This is a genomic window from Streptomyces sp. NPDC058000, assembly GCF_042886435.1.
GTDB lineage: Bacteria > Actinomycetota > Actinomycetes > Streptomycetales > Streptomycetaceae > Streptomyces.
The window spans coordinates 1-16,121 of sequence record NZ_JBHVQS010000067.1; the positions used below are offsets into that span (position 1 = coordinate 1).

Consider the following 16,121-nt stretch of genomic DNA (forward strand, 5'->3'; position numbering starts at 1 on the left):
CGGCCCACCAGGCCCGCGCGGCGCCGCCCCTCCGTCGCGTCGTCCCGCCCGCCGAGCCAACCGCGCCGTCCAGGGCCGGTCCGGTGGATCAGGGGCGGATGGGCCCTAGCCGAACATCTCCGGTTCGTGCCGCGCGATCTGCTGGTACAGCGGCTGGTAGTTGATCCACGCGACCAGGTCGCTGCCCAGTTGTTCCCGGGTGTGCACCGCGTCCTGATGGGCGATCGGCACCGGCTTGCCGGCCGCCTTCGCCGCCAGTTGCACCTGGCAGCAGCGCTCCATCGTGAGGAACCACCAGGCCGCCGCGTCGACCGAGTCGCCGACCGTCAGCAGCCCGTGGTTGCGCAGGATCACGGCCTTGTGCGGGCCGAGCGCGGCGGCGATCCGGCGCCCCTCCTCCTCGTCCACCACCACGCCCGTATAGGCGTCGTAGAGGGCGTGGTCCTCGTAGAACGCGCAGACGTCCTGGGTGATCGGGTCCAGCAGTTCCCCGAGGGCGGCGAGCGCGCGGCCGTAGGTGGAGTGGCTGTGGGCGGCGGCGACGACGTCCGGGCGGGCCCGGTGGATCTGCGCGTGGATGGTGAACGCGGCCTGGTTGACGTGGTGGTGGCCCTCGACGACCTTCCCCTCGGCGTTGACCAGGATCAGATCGCCGACGGTCATCAGCGCGAACGACACCCCGAAGGGATTGACCCAGAAGCAGTCGGTGAACTCCGGGTCCCGCACGGTGATGTGGCCCGAAACACCCTCTTCGAACCCGTACCGCCCGAAGAGCCGCAACGCCGCCACCAGGCGCTCCTTGCGGTAACGCCGCTCCTCTTCGACACCGGTGTGCATCGGCGGCATCGCGAACTGCAACTGCTCGGTGGGTATCGGCGTCGGCTCGGGCATCGCGGTTCTCCTCCTGGCGCGTACGGCTCACGGCGCTCGGGCGGAAGTTACCCTCCGCTTCCTTCGGAGGCCAGGCCCGCGCCGTCACAAACCGCGCGGCGGCATCGTCCCAGGGGCATGACCGTACAGAACACGAGGGAAATGCCCCACCACGGGCGAACCGCCGCGGCCCGCGCCGTCCCCACCCGCGCGCTCTCCGTCACCCGGGAGTTGGCGGCCTCTCCGCAGCGGATCTTCGCCGTCCTACGGGACCCGGCCCGGCACGCCGCGCTGGACGGCTCGGGCATGCTGCGCGGCCGCCCCGACGGGCCGGTCCTGCTGGGGCCGGGCGACCGGTTCGGCATGGCGATGGCGCAGGCGGGGATCGCCTACCGCTCGGTGAACGTGGTGGTCGAGTACGAGGTGGACCGGCTGATCGCCTGGGAGACCTGGGGCGAGTTCCGCGGCCGCCGGCTGATCGGCGGCCAGCGCTGGCGGTACGAGCTGCACCGGCCGCCCGCCGCGGACGGCTCCGGGCCGGCCCGGACCCGCGTCACGCACACCTACGACTGGTCGCGCGCCCGACTCCCCCGGCTGGTCGTCGAACTCCCCGGCTATCCGCGGCGGATGGGCCCGGCGATGACCACGACGCTGGCGCGACTGGCGGCGGCCGTACGGGACTGACCGGCCGTACGGGACTGACCGGCCGACCGGCCGGTCGCGGCCCCGCCGTACGGTGCGGCGGGGCCGACGGTGCGGGCGGGTCGGGCCTACTGCTCGGGCCCGTAGCCGCTGAGCAGTTCGACACCGCGGAGCAGCGCCGAGTGGTCGAGCGCGCCGTCGCCCCGGGCCACCGCGGACGCGATGAGCTGGGCCGCGGTGGCGCCGACCGGGAGGGGGGCGCCGACGGTGCGGGCGGCGTCGGTGACGATGCCCATGTCCTTGTGGTGGAGTTCGAGCTTGAAGCCCGGGGCGTACGCGCGCTGGAGGAAGTTGTCCTTCTTGCGCGCCAGGACGGTGGAGCCGGCCAGGCCGCCGCCCAGGACGTCGAGGGCCGCGGCGAGGTCGACGCCGGACTTCTCCAGGAAGACCACGGCCTCGGCGATCGCCTGGAGGTTGACCGCGACGATCAGCTGGTTGGCGGCCTTGACGGTCTGACCGGAGCCGTGCGGGCCGCAGTGCACGAGGGTCTTGCCGACGGCCTCCAGGACGGGCCGGGCGGCGTCGAAGTCGGCCCGCTCACCGCCGACCATGATCGACAGCACCCCTTCGATGGCGCCGGCCTCGCCACCGGAGACCGGGGCGTCCAGGACGTGGACGCCCTTCTCGGCGGCGTTCGCCGCCAGGGCGATGGAGGTCTGCGGGGTGATCGAGGACATGTCGATCAGCAGGGTGCCGGGCCTGGCGTGGGCCAGGATCCCGTCGGGACCGTAGGCGAGGGCCTCGACCTGCGGGGACGCCGGGACCATGGTGATGACGACGTCCGCGTCCCGGACCGCGTCGGCGACCGACGTCGCCTCCCGGCCGCCCGCGGCGACCAGTGCGTCCGCCTTGCCGGGGCTGCGGTTCCAACCGAGCACGGCGTGCCCGGCCTTCGCGAGGTTCACCGCCATGGGGCTGCCCATGATGCCGAGGCCGAGGAAACCGATGGTGCTCATAGCGCGCGACCCACTCACTTCCACATCGCGGAGATCCATTACCGTAATACGGAAACCATCTTCCCCTCCCGCCCGCCGGCCGTCAACCACCACCACCGGCGCGCTCCCGCCTGCCGGCCCGCCTGCCCCGCCCTCAGAAAACGGCAACGCCGCCACCCCCGAGCGGGGGCGGCGGCGTTGTCGTCAGGCGCCGGGCGTCAGCGGGAGGTCACTCCCACTCGATCGTGCCCGGCGGCTTGCTGGTGACGTCCAGGACGACGCGGTTGACGTCCGCGACCTCGTTGGTGATCCGGGTGGAGATACGGGCCAGGGCCTCGTACGGCATGCGCGTCCAGTCCGCGGTCATGGCGTCCTCGGAGGAGACCGGACGGAGCACGATCGGGTGGCCGTAGGTGCGGCCGTCGCCCTGGACGCCGACCGAGCGGACGTCGGCGAGCAGGACCACCGGGCACTGCCAGATCTCGCGGTCCAGACCGGCCGCGGTCAGCTCCTCGCGGGCGATGGCGTCGGCCTCGCGCAGCAGGTCCAGGCGCTCCTGGGTGACCTCGCCGACGATGCGGATGCCCAGGCCGGGGCCGGGGAAAGGCTGGCGCTGGACGATCGCGTCCGGCAGGCCCAGCTCGGTGCCGACCATCCGGACCTCGTCCTTGAACAGCTGGCGCAGCGGCTCGACGAGCTCGAACTCGATGTCGTCGGGCAGGCCGCCGACGTTGTGGTGCGACTTGATGTTCGCGGTGCCGGTGCCGCCGCCGGACTCGACGATGTCCGGGTAGAGCGTGCCCTGGACCAGGAAGGCCACTTCCTCGCCCTCGGCGCCGGCCTCGGCGACCAGCTCGGCCTGGGCCTGCTCGAAGACCCGGATGAACTCCCGGCCGATGATCTTCCGCTTCTGCTCGGGGTCGGAGACCCCCTTGAGCGCGTTCAGGAAGCGCTCGGCGGCGTCGACGACCTTGAGCTGCACGCCCGTCGCCGCCACGAAGTCCTTCTCGACCTGCTCGGTCTCGCCCTTGCGCATCAGGCCGTGGTCGACGTAGACGCAGGTCAGCTGGTCGCCGATGGCCTTCTGGACCAGGGCGGCGGCCACCGCGGAGTCCACGCCGCCGGACAGCCCGCAGATCGCCCGCTTGCTGCCGACCTGCTCGCGGATCGCGGCGACCTGCTCCTCGACCACGCTGGTGGTCGTCCAGGTCGGCTCGATGCCCGCGCCGCGGTAGAGGAAGTGCTCCAGGACCTGCTGGCCGTGCGTGGAGTGCAGCACCTCGGGGTGGTACTGGACGCCGTAGAGCTTCTTCTCGTCGTTCTCGAAGGCGGCGACCGGGACGACGTCGGTGGACGCGGTGACCGTGAAGCCCTCGGGGGCGGCGGAGCAGGCGTCGCCGTGCGACATCCACACGGACTGCTCGGCCGGGGTGCCCTCGAAGAGGGTGGAGCCGGGCTTGCTGACGGCCAGGCCGGTGCGGCCGTACTCACGGGCACCGGTGTTGTCGACCGTGCCGCCGAGGGTGGTGGCCATCAGCTGGAAGCCGTAGCACATGCCGAAGACCGGGACACCGGCTTCGAACAGCGCACGGTCAAGGCTGGGGGCGTCTTCGGCGTAGACCGACGACGGACCGCCGGAGAGGATGATCGCCTTGGGGTTCTTGGCGAGCATGTCCGCCACCGGCATGGTGGACGGCACGATCTCGCTGTAAACCCGGGCCTCGCGGACCCGGCGGGCGATGAGCTGGGCGTACTGTGCGCCGAAGTCGACAACGAGGACGACGTCTGGTGCGGCGGCAGGGGGCGCTGATGGCACTTCGGCGGCCTTCCGGCGGTGTGGAGCGGGGTTGGACTTTCGATTCTAACGGGCTCATACTGAAGCCCATGTTCCAGCAGCTGACCTTCGTCTTTACCTATGGCACCGGCCCGTCCGGCTGCCATGGTCGCGCTGCTTGATCGACTGACACGCGACTTCCCAGGCGCCCCGGGCCGACCACGGTCCGGGGCGCCTGTGTCTGTCCGGGACCGTCAGCGGCTTCCAGGGCTCCCGGGGCCCCACCCACCCCCAGGAGAAACGGAAAAGGCCATGACCAACAACACCGCACAGACGACGATGTCGACCGCTCCCGCCACCGCGCCGGACACCGGCGCGCACACCCCGGAGGCGGCCGACACGATCCGGGACGCACGGAGCCGGATCGATGATCTCGACGGCCGGATCATCGGCCTCGTCCAAGAACGGATGGCCGTCTCGGCGGTCATCCAACGCGAGCGGATCGCCTCCGGCGGGCGCCGGGTGAACCTCTCCCGCGAGATGGAGATCCTGGCCCACTACCGCAATCAGCTCGGCCGCCCCGGCACCGCGCTGGCCATGACCTTGCTGGAACTGTCCCGAGGCCGGGTCTGAGGCTGGGCAGACCCCCGCCCGCGGCCGGAATTGATCGGCCGCGCAACCAGATCCGCGCGGGGGCCCGGCTGGAACTGCGTTCGGGTGCCGACTCACCCGTACGGCGCGTGACCGGGCCCGGAGAGGGGTCGTTGTTCCCGGTGCCACGCCAGCCAGGCGCGGCCTGCAGGACTACGCGTAGACGCCGCCCCACGGGCGGAAAGCCGGAGCGATGAGACGCCGGCCGCTGGCAGCGGTCCGCGTCGTGGGACCTCGTTCCGGTCCGTGACCGGTCAGCAGGGGACAGCAGCCCGGTCACACCGATGGGGTGGTCGGTCCTGGGGACGCCCGGGACCGACCGCATCCGTCGAAACGGTTGCGCCACGTGAGGCGCATCCAGGACGATGCTTGACGAACCGCCGACCGCTTTCGGTACGGACCTTTACCGTGCGTGCCATTGGTCCATACCGGCAGTGCGAGCGGCGCACCGCGCACCACCTCGCACCATCTTCCTGATACCGATCCGCACCACCCTGATGAGCCAGCGGCGCTACCCCCCCCCCCAGCGCCGCGCGTCGGTGCCGGCGCTGCCCTGACGTCGGCACCGAAAGCCAAGGGCCCCGTGGCCTCCGCGTTCCCCCCCTCGCGGAGGATTTCCCGGGGCCCTTCGCTGTGCGCCGGCCATGTGGTGCCTGTGAGTCGGCTGTGAAGAGTGTGAGCGGGATCACTGCGAGCCCTTTGGTTGAGTGAACAACTTTTTTCAGCCACTGACGGTCTCGTACCTGACATCACACGGCCCTACCGCGCCCCGCCGCGACGGCCAGCACCACGATGTGCCGCGCTGCGGCACTTTGGACCCCGAGAGGTCTTCTGGATGAAGCTCCGCCGTGCCCTGACAGCCGTTGCCGCGACGGCCGTCATAGCCCCCGCCGCCCTCGTCGCGGCCCCTGCCGCGTACGCGACCGGTCCCGACACCGAGGCCACCGCGAGCGCCACTCCGACACCGGTCGCCCCCGGCTCGGAGCAGAGCGAAAGCGCCACCCCGACCGCCGAGCCCTCCGCCACCGGCGGCGAGCAGACGTCGGGCGGCGAGACCCGGCCCGGTACCGGTACCGGGGGCAGCGCCAGCCCGACGGCTCCGGCCACCCCTGGCGGGACCGTCAAACCCACGACCAGTGCCGAGCCCGCCGCGTCGGCGACCCCGACGACCGCGCCCGGCACCCCGACGCCCGGCCCGTCGGACGACGCCGAGTGCACCCTCGACGACGCGTCGCTCGACGTCGGCGTGGCCAACCTGCCCTCGAAGCTGGTCGCCGGCGCCGACTGGTCGCCCTTCGCCATCAAGCTGACCAACACCACCGGCAAGAAGCTGGACGAGGTCTACCCGTTCATCCTCGCGGTGCCGCTGGAGGGCGACGCCCGCCCCGGCTCCCAGCTGCACCTGGAGTACCAGGACCCCGGCACCGGCAAGTGGACCGCGTTCGGTGAGTGGTCCGACGGCGACTACTTCGGCTGGTTCGAGCTGGACGCGCACCAGACCGCCGAGCTGAAGATGCGGATCCGCGCCGACCGGGGCGCCACGCCCGGTGACGGGTTCGCGCTGGTCGCGGGCGACTACTACAACGAAGACGGGTCCTGCGGCTCGTCCGTGGAGCAGTGGTACGACTTCGCGATCCTGTCCGCCGGCAGCAAGCCGGGCGAGGTCCCGCCGGCCAAGCCCGGTAAGCCAGGCAACAAGCCGGGTCCGCAGGGCACCGCCAAGCCGGTCGCCTCCGGCAGGCCCAAGGGGGGCCTGGACAAGCTGCCGGTGACCGGCAACCTCGCCGCCACCGGTGCCTCGTCCGCCCTGCCGACCATCGGCCTGGTGGGCGGCGTGGCGATGGCCGTCGGCGCCGGGGCGGTCTTCGTCGTCCGGCGGCGCAGGACCACCGGCGGCGCCGCCGCGTGACGCGGACGCACGGGTGACACCGGTGAGACGGTGAGGAGGGCCGCTCCCTCAGGGGGCGGCCCTCCTGCGCATCCGTGGCCTACCGGTTGTTTCCTCGGCCCACCGGCTACTCCTTCGGCGGGACCGGAGGGACGGCCAGGAACGGCAGTGTGAGGGCGCCGAACGCCGAGGCGGGGACGGTCGGGCGGACCGGCTCGACCGGCGCCACCCGCGCGTACGGCCGCCCGGGGGCCGGGCGCGGGTCCGCCTCGCCCTTGTTGGGCCACAGGGACATCGCGCGCTCGGCCTGGGCGGTGATCGTCAGGGACGGGTTGACGCCGAGGTTGGCGGAGACGGCGGCCCCGTCGACGACCGAGATGCCGGGGTGGCCGTAGAGCCGGTGGTAGGGGTCGATGACGCCGTGGTCGGCGTCCGCGCCGATCGGGCAGCCGCCGAGGAAGTGCGCGGTGAGCGGAGTGCCCATCAGCTCACCGACGTTGCTGCCCGCGAAGCCGTTGATCTCCTGGGCGAGCAGGGTCGCCGCCTCGGTGGCCTCGGGTATCTGGGTGGGGTTGGGGGCGCCGTGGCCCTGCCGGGCGGTGAGCAGGCCCTTCCCCAGGCCGCCCGGTTTGCGGTAGGTGGTCAGGGAGTTGTCCAGGGACTGCATCACCAGGCCGATGATGGTGCGCTCGGACCAGCGGCGGTTGGAGAGCGAGCGGAGCGCCAGCACCGGGTGGCGGACCATGTTGCCGGCCCAGCCCAGGACCCGGCCGGCCGGGCGGTACGGGACCTGAAGGAGCGTCAGGCTGCCCATGGAGTTGGAGCCCTTGCCGTAGCGGACCGGCTCGATGTGGGTGTTCTCGTCGGGGTGGATGGACGAGGTGATCGCGACGCCCTTGGTGAAGTCGACCCGGTCGGAGCCGTGCCGTTGGCGGTAGCGCCGGCTGGTGGTCTGGGCGCCCACCAGCGCCTCGGAGTTGGTGCGGGTCAGCGAGCCGAGGCGGGCGGAGAGGTACGGCAGCAGTCCGCTGTCCTTCATACGGTGCAGCAGGGTCTGGGTGCCGTAGGTGCCGGCGGCGAGGACCACCCGGCGGGCGGTGAAGGTCCTGCCCGCGCCCTTCTTCTTGTTGTCGGTGGGCAGCGTCCTGACCGCGAAACCGCCGCGGGAGTCCTCCGTGACGGCGACGACCGAGGTCATCGGGTGGATCACCGCGCCCGCCCGCTCGGCGAGGTGGAGGTAGTTCTCGTTGAGGGTGTTCTTGGCGCCGTGCCGGCAGCCGGTCATGCACTCGCCGCATTCGGTGCACGCCCGGCGGGACGGGCCCGCACCGCCGAAGTACGGGTCGGGGACCTCCCCGCCCGGTGGGGCCTTCGCCGCCCCGTCGGCCCCGTGCGCACCGGCGGCGTCCTCGGCGACCGCGTCCTTGCCGTCCCCGAAGAACACCCCGACCGGCGCCATGTGGAAGGAGTCGCCGACGCCCATGGCCTGTGCGGCCGCCTTCAGGTGGACGTCGGACGGGGTCATCGTCGGGTTGAGCCGGACCCCGAGCATCCGCCGGGCCTGGTCGTAGTACGGCTTCAACTCCTGCTGCCAGTCGGTGATCTCCCGCCACTGGGGGTCGTCGAAGAACGCCTTGGGCGGGACGTAGAGGGTGTTGGCGTAGTTGAGCGAGCCGCCGCCGACGCCGGCGCCGGCCAGCACCATCACGTTGCCCAGCAGGTGGATGCGCTGGATGCCGTAGAGGCCGAGCGCCGGGGCCCACAGGTAGTTCTTGAGGTCCCAGGAGTTCTTCGGCAGGGTCTCTCGGGTGAACCGCCGGCCGGCTTCGAGGACGCCGACGCGGTAGCCCTTCTCGGTCAGGCGGAGGGCGGAGACGGAGCCGCCGAAGCCGGAGCCGATGACGAGGACGTCGTAGTCGTGGGTGGCGTCGTCGCGGCCGGCGTCGTCGAACTCCGCGGCCGGGGCGTGGGTTTGGGCAGGATGCTCCTGTGACACCGGTACCTCCGTATCCGTATTCGGGGCTCCGCCCCGGACCCCGCTCCTCAATCGCCGGAGGGGCTGAAATTCTCCGCCGGAGGGCCGGAGCTTCTCCGGCGGAGGGGCTGGGGCGTTCGGCTCAGCGCAGGCGGAACGCCTTCATCGCGCGCAGACTGCGGGTCATGAAGGCCGCGTACTTCTCGTCGTCCATGCCGAACGACGGCGCCAGCGGCATCACTCGCTGTTGGGCGACGGTCTGCGCCTCGGTGTACTTGAGGATGCCCTCGGAGCCGTGGCGGCGGCCCAGGCCCGAGTCGCCCATGCCGCCCATCGGGGACTGCACGCTGCCGTAGCCGGCCGCGTACGCCTCGTTGACGTTGACCGTGCCGGTTCGCAGGCGGGCGGCGACGGCCCGGCCGCGCCGGCCGTCCTTCGTCCAGACGCTGGAATTCAGGCCGTACGGCGTGGCGTTGGCGCGGGCCACCGCCTCGTCCTCGTCGCGGAAGCGGTAGATCGAGACGACCGGGCCGAAGGTCTCCTCGCCGCAGACCGCCATCGGCGCCTCGACGCCGTCCAGGATGGTCGGCTCGTAGAAGAGCGGGCCGATGTCGGGGCGGGGGCGGCCGCCGGCGACCACCCGGGCACCCTTGGACACCGCCTCCTCGACGTGGCGGGTGACGGTCTCCAACTGACGCGCGCCGACCAGCGAGCCCATGTCGGCGCCGTAGGCGAGGGCGTTGCCCAGGCGCATCGCCTTCGTCCGGGCGGCGAACCGCTCGACGAACGCGTCGGCGATCGACTCGTGGACGTAGAGCCGCTCGATGGAGATGCACAGCTGGCCCGCGGAGGAGAAACAGCCGCGGACGGCGCCGGCGGCGGCCTTCTCCACGTCGGCGTCGTGCAGCACCAACATGGCGTTCTTGCCGCCGAGTTCGAGGGAGACGCCGACGAGCCGGGCCGCGGCGCCCTGGGCGACCTCGCGGCCGGTACGGGTGGAGCCGGTGAACGAGACGTAGTCGGCGTGCCGGACGACCTCCGGGCCGATGATCGGGCCCTCGCCGATCACGATCTGCCAGACGTCCTCCGGGAGCCCGGCCTCGATCAGCTGCTCGCGCGCCCACAGGGCGGTCAGTGCGGTTTCCGTGTCGGGCTTCATGACCACGGCGTTGCCGGCGACGAAGGCCGGCAGGGCATCGCCGACGGTCAGCTCGAAGGGGTAGTTCCAGGGGGCGATCTGCCCCACCACGCCGCGCGGCTGGCGGAGTTCGGTGACCTTGGTCAGGGTCGGCACGACACCGGTGTGGCTCTTGGGGCGGAGGTAGGCGGGGGCCTTGCGGCCGTAGTGGCGGGCGGCGACGGCGACCGCCTGGACTTCCTCGTGGGCGTGCAGCCGGGCCTTGCCGGTCTCCAGCTGGATCAGGTCGAGCACCTCGGCCTGGCGGCGCAGGACCAGGTCGTGGAAGCGGAGCAGGACCGCGGCGCGCTGCCGGACCGGGACCTTGGCCCAGCGCTCCTGCGCGGCCCGGGCCCGCTCGAAGGCGGTGGCGACGTCCTCGGGGGTGGACTCGGGCAGGTCCGCCAGCTTCTCCCCGGTGAGCGGGGTGTGGTTGGCGGTGCTTCCTCCCCCGGCCACCACGCACCGGGTGAGGCGGGCGGCCACCTCCGGGGTGACCACGTCCGCGGCGGTACGGGTGCCGGGCGCGGCGCGCACGACCGGGTTGCCTCCCCCGCCCTCGGAGGTGCCCCCGGTGGGTGCCTCGGGGGCGGCCGGGGACGCCGGGGCGTCCTGGGGGGCCTCGTCGGTGGCGGAGGCGGTGCCGGTGTCCTGCGAGTCCGTCATGCGGGCGAGCGTATTCGCCCGGGACGGCTTTGTGTACCCGGGAGTAACAGGTTTTCGCAGGCCGGACACAATCGCGCCAGTATGTGCTGGCCACAACGGGGCTGGTCTGGGGGATGACCTGGGCGACGGCCTGGGGAGATGGCCTCGGGGATGGTCCGCGCCGGCGGGCCCCGTACACCGCGCCGGGCCCGTCACACCGCCGGGCCCGTCACGTCGGCGTACGGCCCTGCCGCCGCCCGCTCGCCGCCGCTCACCGCCCGGACAGCCGGAAGGACTCGACCGCGGTGTCGAACTGCCGCTCGGCCTCGATCCGGGAGGCGACCGGGGAGGAGATCCAGATGTCCATCATCCGGCCGCCCTCGTTCCAGCTCAGGTCGTAGGTGTAACGCGCGCCGGCGTCCTGGGCGCTGCCGTCCCAGACGAACTCCCAGCGGCCGGCCCGGAAACCGTTGTGGGTGGTCTCGATGACCTGCCCGTCGCGGTAACCGGGGTAGGTGGTGGGCCCCTTGGCGTCCGCCGCGCGCATCGCGCCGATCGGTCCCTCGGGCACCGGCTGCTGGAGCTGCACGCCGATCCGGAAGCGTCGGCCCTCGGAGGAGTAGTAGACCCGTGAGTGCTCGTAGGAGCGGGTGAAGCCGGTCGGGACGGCCATGCCGAAGCCGGCCGGGTCCCGGACGATCTGGTAGCCGGGCGGGGCGGGGCCGTCGCCCGGCCCGGCGGACCTGGTGACCGTGACCGTGGGCCCGGGGCCGTCCGGGGCGCTGCCCTGCGGGTCCGACGGGCCCTGGGGGCCGCGCTGCCCCTTCTTCCCCTTGTGGGCGGTGGCCTGCGCGGAGGTGCCGGGGTGCGGGGCGGCCAGGTCCTCGGTGGCGCCGCCCCCGCCGCCGTTCGCCAGGAAGGCGGCGATGCCCGCCGCGGCGCCACCGAGGACGACCACGGCGGCGGCGATCGTCAGGGCGAGGCGGGTACGGCGGACCTGCGGGCGGGCGGCACCGGGCGCGGCGTCCCGGTGGCCGGCGGCCGCGACCCGCCCCACCGGGGTCGGTGCCGGGTCGGCCGCGCCGGGGCCCGCCGGGTCGCCCGTAGTGGGCAGCACCGGGGTACGCCCGGGCCGGAAGGGGTCGCCGTCCGGGGAGCGGGCCGCCCCCAGGGGTCCGGCCCCGGCCGCCGGAGTGGACCCGCCCACGGGCCGGAACGGGTCCCCGTGCGGCGGCTGCGCACCGGGGTGGACACCGCCGGCCCCCGCGCCGAACGGATCGCGCACCGGCTCCGCCCCGGGCTCCGCACTCCGGCCGGGGCCCGACTCCGCCGGCCGCCGCGGCCCCGCACCGCCGCCCAGCAACCGCTCCGTCGCGTCGATGTCCAGCCGCCGCTCCGGATCGCGTTCCAGCAGCCCCTGGACCACCTCCGCCAACGGGCCGACCGCCGGCGGGAGTTCGACCTCCTCGTAGACCACGGCGTGCAGCACCCCCGCCATCGAGTCCCGGCGGAACGGCGTCACCCCGCTGAGGGCGGCACACAGCAGCACCCCCAGCGACCACAGGTCGGCCTCCGGGCCGGCGCCGCGCCCGACCACCCGCTCCGGCGCGGTGTACTCGGGCGAGCCGACGAAGCCGCCGGCGTCGGTCAGCGTCGTCACACCGGGCACCTGGGCGATCCCGAAGTCGGTCAGCACCACCCGTTCACTGCCCTGCTCCAGCAGTACGTTGGCCGGTTTGATGTCGCGGTGCAGCACGCCCCGGGTGTGCGCGGCCCGCAGCGCGCCCAGCAGCGCCAGGCCGATCCGGGCCGCCCCGTCCGGCGCGAGCGGCCCGCCGGACGCCAGCCGGTCGGCCAGCGACGGACCCTCCACCAGTTCCATCACGATCCACGGCCGCCCGTCCTGCTCGACCACGTCGTGCACCACGATCACGTGCGGATGCTTGACCTGGGCGACCGTCCGCGCCTCCCGCATCGCCCGGTCGCGCTGCACGCGCGCCTCGGGTTCGGCCGCGAGGTCGTCCACATTCAGCTCTTTTACGGCCACTTGGCGGCCCAGCAGTTCGTCCGTGGCCCGCCAGACCGTTCCCATGCCACCGCGGCCCAGCCGGATGTCCAGCCGGTACCGGTCACCGATCAGTCGGCCTTCTCCCCCGAAGATCCCCATGGCGATATCTTGCCGCACGGCCGCCCGGCGAACCGGGGCGGCTCCCACCTCGGCGATACCCCAACACCGCCCCGATCACCGCCAGTTACCGCCAGTAGGGCAAAGGAGCCGGCGCCACCTGCACCAGGGGGAAAACGGCCGGGAACCTCCCGCCCATGTGGTCCACTGCCTGTCATGGAGGCAGTCATAGCGAGCATCGTCGCCGTCTTCGGGACCCTGCTGGGTTCCGCGGTCACCCACCACTTCCAGAGCCGGTCCGCCGACCGCAGCGAACGGTTCGCCCGCGCGCAGCAGCTCCGACAGGAACGGATAGATGCGTACTGCGCCTATGCGGGCGCCCTCCTGGACTACCGCCGGCTCCTCGTCCACCACTGGTTCGTGCGGCACGAGGGGGAACGTTGCGGCGAGGACACCCCGGAGCTGCGCGAGGAGGTCTACCGGGCCCGGGCCGCGGCCCAAGAGGCGATGTTCCGGGCCCAGATGGTGTCCGACGACCCGGACGTCCTCGACCGCAGCGAACAGATCATGGCGGAGGTGACCGCAATCCACGGGGCCCCGGACCTCGCCGCCTTCAGCGACCTGCGGGACACCACCCGCCGGAGCATCCGCGACTTCGTGGCCGTCACCGGCCGCCGCGTACGGTGAACCGGCCGGAACCGGACGCGGCCCGGGCCCGCGCCCGACCCCGGTTCCGGCCGCGTACGGTGAGCTCCGCCGCATCTTGATCAACTCGCGACACACGGAACGGAACCTCCCCCGCCCCTCCACCCGTCCTTGACACAGTGAGGCGGCGGTAGCGGCGACACCGGCGACGACTCCGCCACGGCAACGACCAGCACGGAAACGGGGCTCGGCCATGGTGATGCGGGACGGCGACGCGCTGGACGTCCGTCCGGGCGGCGACCCGCCCCGCGCCGCTCCCGAGCACCACGGCGCGTACCACACCGCCGCGTTCTTCCTCACCCTCTACGCGTCCGCGCTCACCGCCTGGACGGTGTACGGCATCGTGCAAGGGGACGGGTCCCTCTGGGACTTCGTCGAAGGGCTCTTCAACCCCGGCGCCTCCTCCGCCTCCCAACTGGTCGGCCCCTACGAGTGGGCCTTCGCCGCCGCCTTCCTCGCGACCGCCGGGCTCGCCGTCGCCCACCGGCGGCCGGCCCGCAGCGCCGCGCTCTTCTCGGGGTTCTTCCTCCTGGCCGTCTCGCTGCGCGAGGCGGTCGGCCTCTGCGACGCGGCCTACCGCTACCAGTACGCCACCGACCCGCTCGGCGGATGGGCGCTGGCCACCCGGGTGCTGGGCCTGGTGGTGGCGGTGGTCGTGCTGACCACGATGCTCCCGGCGACGGAGCACCGCCGGCGGCGCCGCGCGGACGCCACCCCGCCCGCCCCGCGCCCCGCCCCCCGGGCCCGCGACCGGCGCCTCTCCCGCATCTGCGGCGTCCTCTTCCTCGTCATGGGCCTGAGTCGACTCGCCTGGACCGTCCGCGACCTGACGACCGCCGGGATGGACACCGCCCGGTACCTCCGCGGCGCGGTGGACGGCTCGGTCCTGGGCACCCTCAACCTGGCCGCCTCCGCCGAGTTCACCACCCTCGGCTCGGTGCTGGGCTTCCTGCTGCTGGGCGGGCTGGCCCTCCGGGCCCGCCGCGACCTCCGCGGCGCGCTCCTGGTCTTCGCCTCGGTCCAGCTCTACCTCACCGTCCGCACGGTGGTCTGGCTGACCGTCACCGACTTCTTCAACCAGTCCTTCGAGACGCCGGAGGGCGCGCTCTCCATGGCCACCACCGCGTACGGCCTGGCGGCGATGACGTCGGTGGTGGTGTTGGTGATGGGGGCGGGGGTAGGGCGGGACCGGGAGGCCGGGCCCTCCCCCGACGACTCCGCTCCGTGACGCGACGCCCCGGCGCCCGCAGGCGTAGCGTGGTCGATACGTCCGTCTCGCGGGGGTGGCCATGGAGTTGTTCCACGAGGAACCCGGTATCGGGGAGCGCATCGCCCGGCTGCGCGCACGACGCAAGTTGACGCAGGAAGGGCTCGCCGAACGCGCCGGGTTGTCCGTCGACGTCGTGCGCAAACTCGAACAGGGCGTGCGCCGGACGGCCCGCCTGAGCACGCTCAACGCGCTGGCCGCGGCGCTGGACGTCGAGACGTCGGCGCTGGTCGGCAAGCCCACCACCTTCGAGGTGCGCGGCGACGGCGAACAGCCGTCGGTACTGGCCCTCCGTCGGGCCGTCTCTCCGGTGTCCGAACTCCTCGGGGAGGACCCGGACCCCGAGGACCCACCGGACATTGCGGCGTTGCGGACCGCGCTGCACTCGACGGAACGCATCCGTCGGGAAGGGCGCATGGCCGAAATCGGCGCGCTGCTCCCGCAGTTGATCAGCGACGCCAAGGCGGTGGCGCACGTCTCCACCGGGAGCGCGGCCGCCGCCGCCCAGTCCGTGCTGGCCGAGGCGTATCAGATCGCCGCGACGACGCTGGCTGCGCTGGGTAAGGAGGATGCCGCGTTCACCGCGCTCGAACGGTCGAGGACGGCGGCGGCCAAAGGGGACGACCCCCACTTGGAGGCCGTGGGGTTCTCCAGCCTCGCCTGGGTCCTGACCAAGCAGGGGCGATTGGCGGACGCCGAACACGTCGCGCTCAGCACCGCCGAGCGCATCGAGCCCGGCTTCCGCTCCCCGCCGGTCGAGTTGGCGCTATGGGGAATCCTGCTGCTCCGGGCGGCAACGGCGGCCGTCCGCCGGGAACGCCGGGACACCGTGCGCGAATTGCTCACGCTGACGGGCGCGGCGGCGGCCAGGCTCGGTGCGGACCGGATCGACTACGCGACCCCGTTCGGCCCCACCAACGTGGGTGTGGCGAAGGTCAACTTCCTGGTGGAGATGGAAGACAGCGCGGAAGCCCTGCGCACCGCGCGCACCGTACCGGAACTGCGGGCGCTGCCGCCCACGTGGCGTGCGCGGTTCCACGTCGATCGCGCCCTGGCCCACGCGGAACTGAACCAGGACGACGGGGCGGTGGCGGCCCTGCTCGCCGCCGAGCGCACCGCGCCGGAGTGGATGCGCTACCACTCCACCAGCCTGCGCCTGGTGTCCGAACTCCGCGGTCGGGAAAGGCGTCGGACCTCCCCGCTGATGGAGCTGGCCGACCGGCTCGACCTCGACGCGTAGCCGACACCCGGCCCGGACGGGTGGGGGTGGGACACGGCGTCCCACCCCCGGTGCGAAGTGGCACAGGACGTCCCTGTCCGCGCGGTGCGCAGCCGCCTAGCGTTGCTGCCCCGTCAGGTCGACGGCCCCTTGGCCACCCACCGGCCCAGGCCCCACCCACTCCCCCA

12 protein-coding genes are annotated in these 16,121 nt (G+C 73.1%); 6 read left to right on the forward strand and 6 right to left on the reverse strand.

Features of this window, described 5'->3' with window-relative positions; genetic code table 11:
• Positions 1–105: 105 nt before the first annotated feature.
• Positions 106–891: a class II aldolase/adducin family protein gene (locus tag ACFVT2_RS37360; protein ID WP_390025488.1), complete on the reverse strand. Its 786-nt coding sequence runs from the start codon at positions 889–891 to the stop codon at positions 106–108.
• 117 nt (positions 892–1,008) lie between these two features.
• On the opposite strand from ACFVT2_RS37360, the gene ACFVT2_RS37365 reads away from it, so the two are divergent.
• Entirely contained in the window at positions 1,009–1,554 is a 546-nt protein-coding gene (locus tag ACFVT2_RS37365; RefSeq protein ID WP_390025490.1) for an SRPBCC family protein, read from the forward strand.
• 86 nt (positions 1,555–1,640) lie between these two features.
• On the opposite strand, the gene ACFVT2_RS37370 is transcribed toward ACFVT2_RS37365, so the two are convergent.
• Both ACFVT2_RS37370 and guaA read right to left on the reverse strand, forming a co-directional pair.
• Positions 1,641–2,528: a 2-hydroxy-3-oxopropionate reductase gene (locus ACFVT2_RS37370; RefSeq protein WP_390025492.1), complete on the reverse strand. Its 888-nt coding sequence runs from the start codon at positions 2,526–2,528 to the stop codon at positions 1,641–1,643.
• A gap of 208 nt (positions 2,529–2,736) precedes the next feature.
• The gene (gene guaA / locus ACFVT2_RS37375; protein WP_390025494.1) at positions 2,737–4,323 is read right to left on the reverse strand and encodes a glutamine-hydrolyzing GMP synthase; all 1,587 of its coding nucleotides are present in this window, start codon (positions 4,321–4,323) and stop codon (positions 2,737–2,739) included.
• A gap of 270 nt (positions 4,324–4,593) precedes the next feature.
• Here guaA and ACFVT2_RS37380 point away from each other — a divergent pair, with 270 nt between their 5' ends.
• Positions 4,594–4,914, forward strand: a complete 321-nt coding sequence (locus ACFVT2_RS37380; protein WP_390025496.1) for a chorismate mutase — start codon at positions 4,594–4,596, stop codon at positions 4,912–4,914.
• Between the two features lie 853 nt (positions 4,915–5,767).
• A complete protein-coding gene (locus tag ACFVT2_RS37385; protein WP_390025498.1) occupies positions 5,768–6,841 on the forward strand; it encodes a cell wall protein in 1,074 nt (357 codons plus the stop codon).
• A 106-nt stretch (positions 6,842–6,947) separates the two neighbouring features.
• Here ACFVT2_RS37385 and ACFVT2_RS37390 read toward each other — a convergent pair whose 3' ends face one another.
• The 3 genes from ACFVT2_RS37390 to ACFVT2_RS37400 all read right to left on the reverse strand — a co-directional run bounded on the left by ACFVT2_RS37390 (position 6,948) and on the right by ACFVT2_RS37400 (position 12,784).
• A complete protein-coding gene (locus ACFVT2_RS37390; protein WP_390025500.1) occupies positions 6,948–8,816 on the reverse strand; it encodes a GMC oxidoreductase in 1,869 nt (622 codons plus the stop codon).
• A 121-nt stretch (positions 8,817–8,937) separates the two neighbouring features.
• Entirely contained in the window at positions 8,938–10,638 is a 1,701-nt protein-coding gene (locus ACFVT2_RS37395) for a succinic semialdehyde dehydrogenase (protein ID WP_390025502.1), read from the reverse strand.
• 250 nt (positions 10,639–10,888) lie between these two features.
• A complete protein-coding gene (locus ACFVT2_RS37400) occupies positions 10,889–12,784 on the reverse strand; it encodes a protein kinase (RefSeq protein ID WP_390025504.1) in 1,896 nt (631 codons plus the stop codon).
• 174 nt (positions 12,785–12,958) lie between these two features.
• Here ACFVT2_RS37400 and ACFVT2_RS37405 point away from each other — a divergent pair, with 174 nt between their 5' ends.
• The 3 genes from ACFVT2_RS37405 (at position 12,959) to ACFVT2_RS37415 (ending at position 15,954) form a co-directional block, all read left to right on the forward strand.
• Entirely contained in the window at positions 12,959–13,429 is a 471-nt protein-coding gene (locus ACFVT2_RS37405) for a hypothetical protein (RefSeq protein ID WP_390025506.1), read from the forward strand.
• A gap of 211 nt (positions 13,430–13,640) precedes the next feature.
• Entirely contained in the window at positions 13,641–14,675 is a 1,035-nt protein-coding gene (locus tag ACFVT2_RS37410; protein ID WP_390025508.1) for a hypothetical protein, read from the forward strand.
• Between the two features lie 61 nt (positions 14,676–14,736).
• On the forward strand, positions 14,737–15,954 hold the full coding sequence (locus tag ACFVT2_RS37415) for a helix-turn-helix domain-containing protein (RefSeq protein ID WP_390025510.1): 1,218 nt from the start codon (positions 14,737–14,739) through the stop codon (positions 15,952–15,954).
• The last annotated feature ends 167 nt before the right edge of the window (positions 15,955–16,121 follow it).

Bases quoted from the DNA above. Each gene is read 5' to 3' on its own strand.
- ACFVT2_RS37410 (WP_390025508.1), top strand. From the start codon at position 13,641: ATGGTGATGCGGGACGGCGACGCGCTGGACGTCCGTCCGGGCGGCGAC.
- ACFVT2_RS37365 (WP_390025490.1), top strand. From the start codon at position 1,009: ATGACCGTACAGAACACGAGGGAAATGCCCCACCACGGGCGAACCGCC.
- ACFVT2_RS37360 (WP_390025488.1), bottom strand. From the start codon at position 891: ATGCCCGAGCCGACGCCGATACCCACCGAGCAGTTGCAGTTCGCGATG.
- ACFVT2_RS37385 (WP_390025498.1), top strand. From the start codon at position 5,768: ATGAAGCTCCGCCGTGCCCTGACAGCCGTTGCCGCGACGGCCGTCATA.
- ACFVT2_RS37370 (WP_390025492.1), bottom strand. From the start codon at position 2,528: ATGAGCACCATCGGTTTCCTCGGCCTCGGCATCATGGGCAGCCCCATG.
- ACFVT2_RS37405 (WP_390025506.1), top strand. From the start codon at position 12,959: ATGGAGGCAGTCATAGCGAGCATCGTCGCCGTCTTCGGGACCCTGCTG.
- ACFVT2_RS37380 (WP_390025496.1), top strand. From the start codon at position 4,594: ATGACCAACAACACCGCACAGACGACGATGTCGACCGCTCCCGCCACC.
- ACFVT2_RS37395 (WP_390025502.1), bottom strand. From the start codon at position 10,638: ATGACGGACTCGCAGGACACCGGCACCGCCTCCGCCACCGACGAGGCC.
- ACFVT2_RS37415 (WP_390025510.1), top strand. From the start codon at position 14,737: ATGGAGTTGTTCCACGAGGAACCCGGTATCGGGGAGCGCATCGCCCGG.
- ACFVT2_RS37400 (WP_390025504.1), bottom strand. From the start codon at position 12,784: ATGGGGATCTTCGGGGGAGAAGGCCGACTGATCGGTGACCGGTACCGG.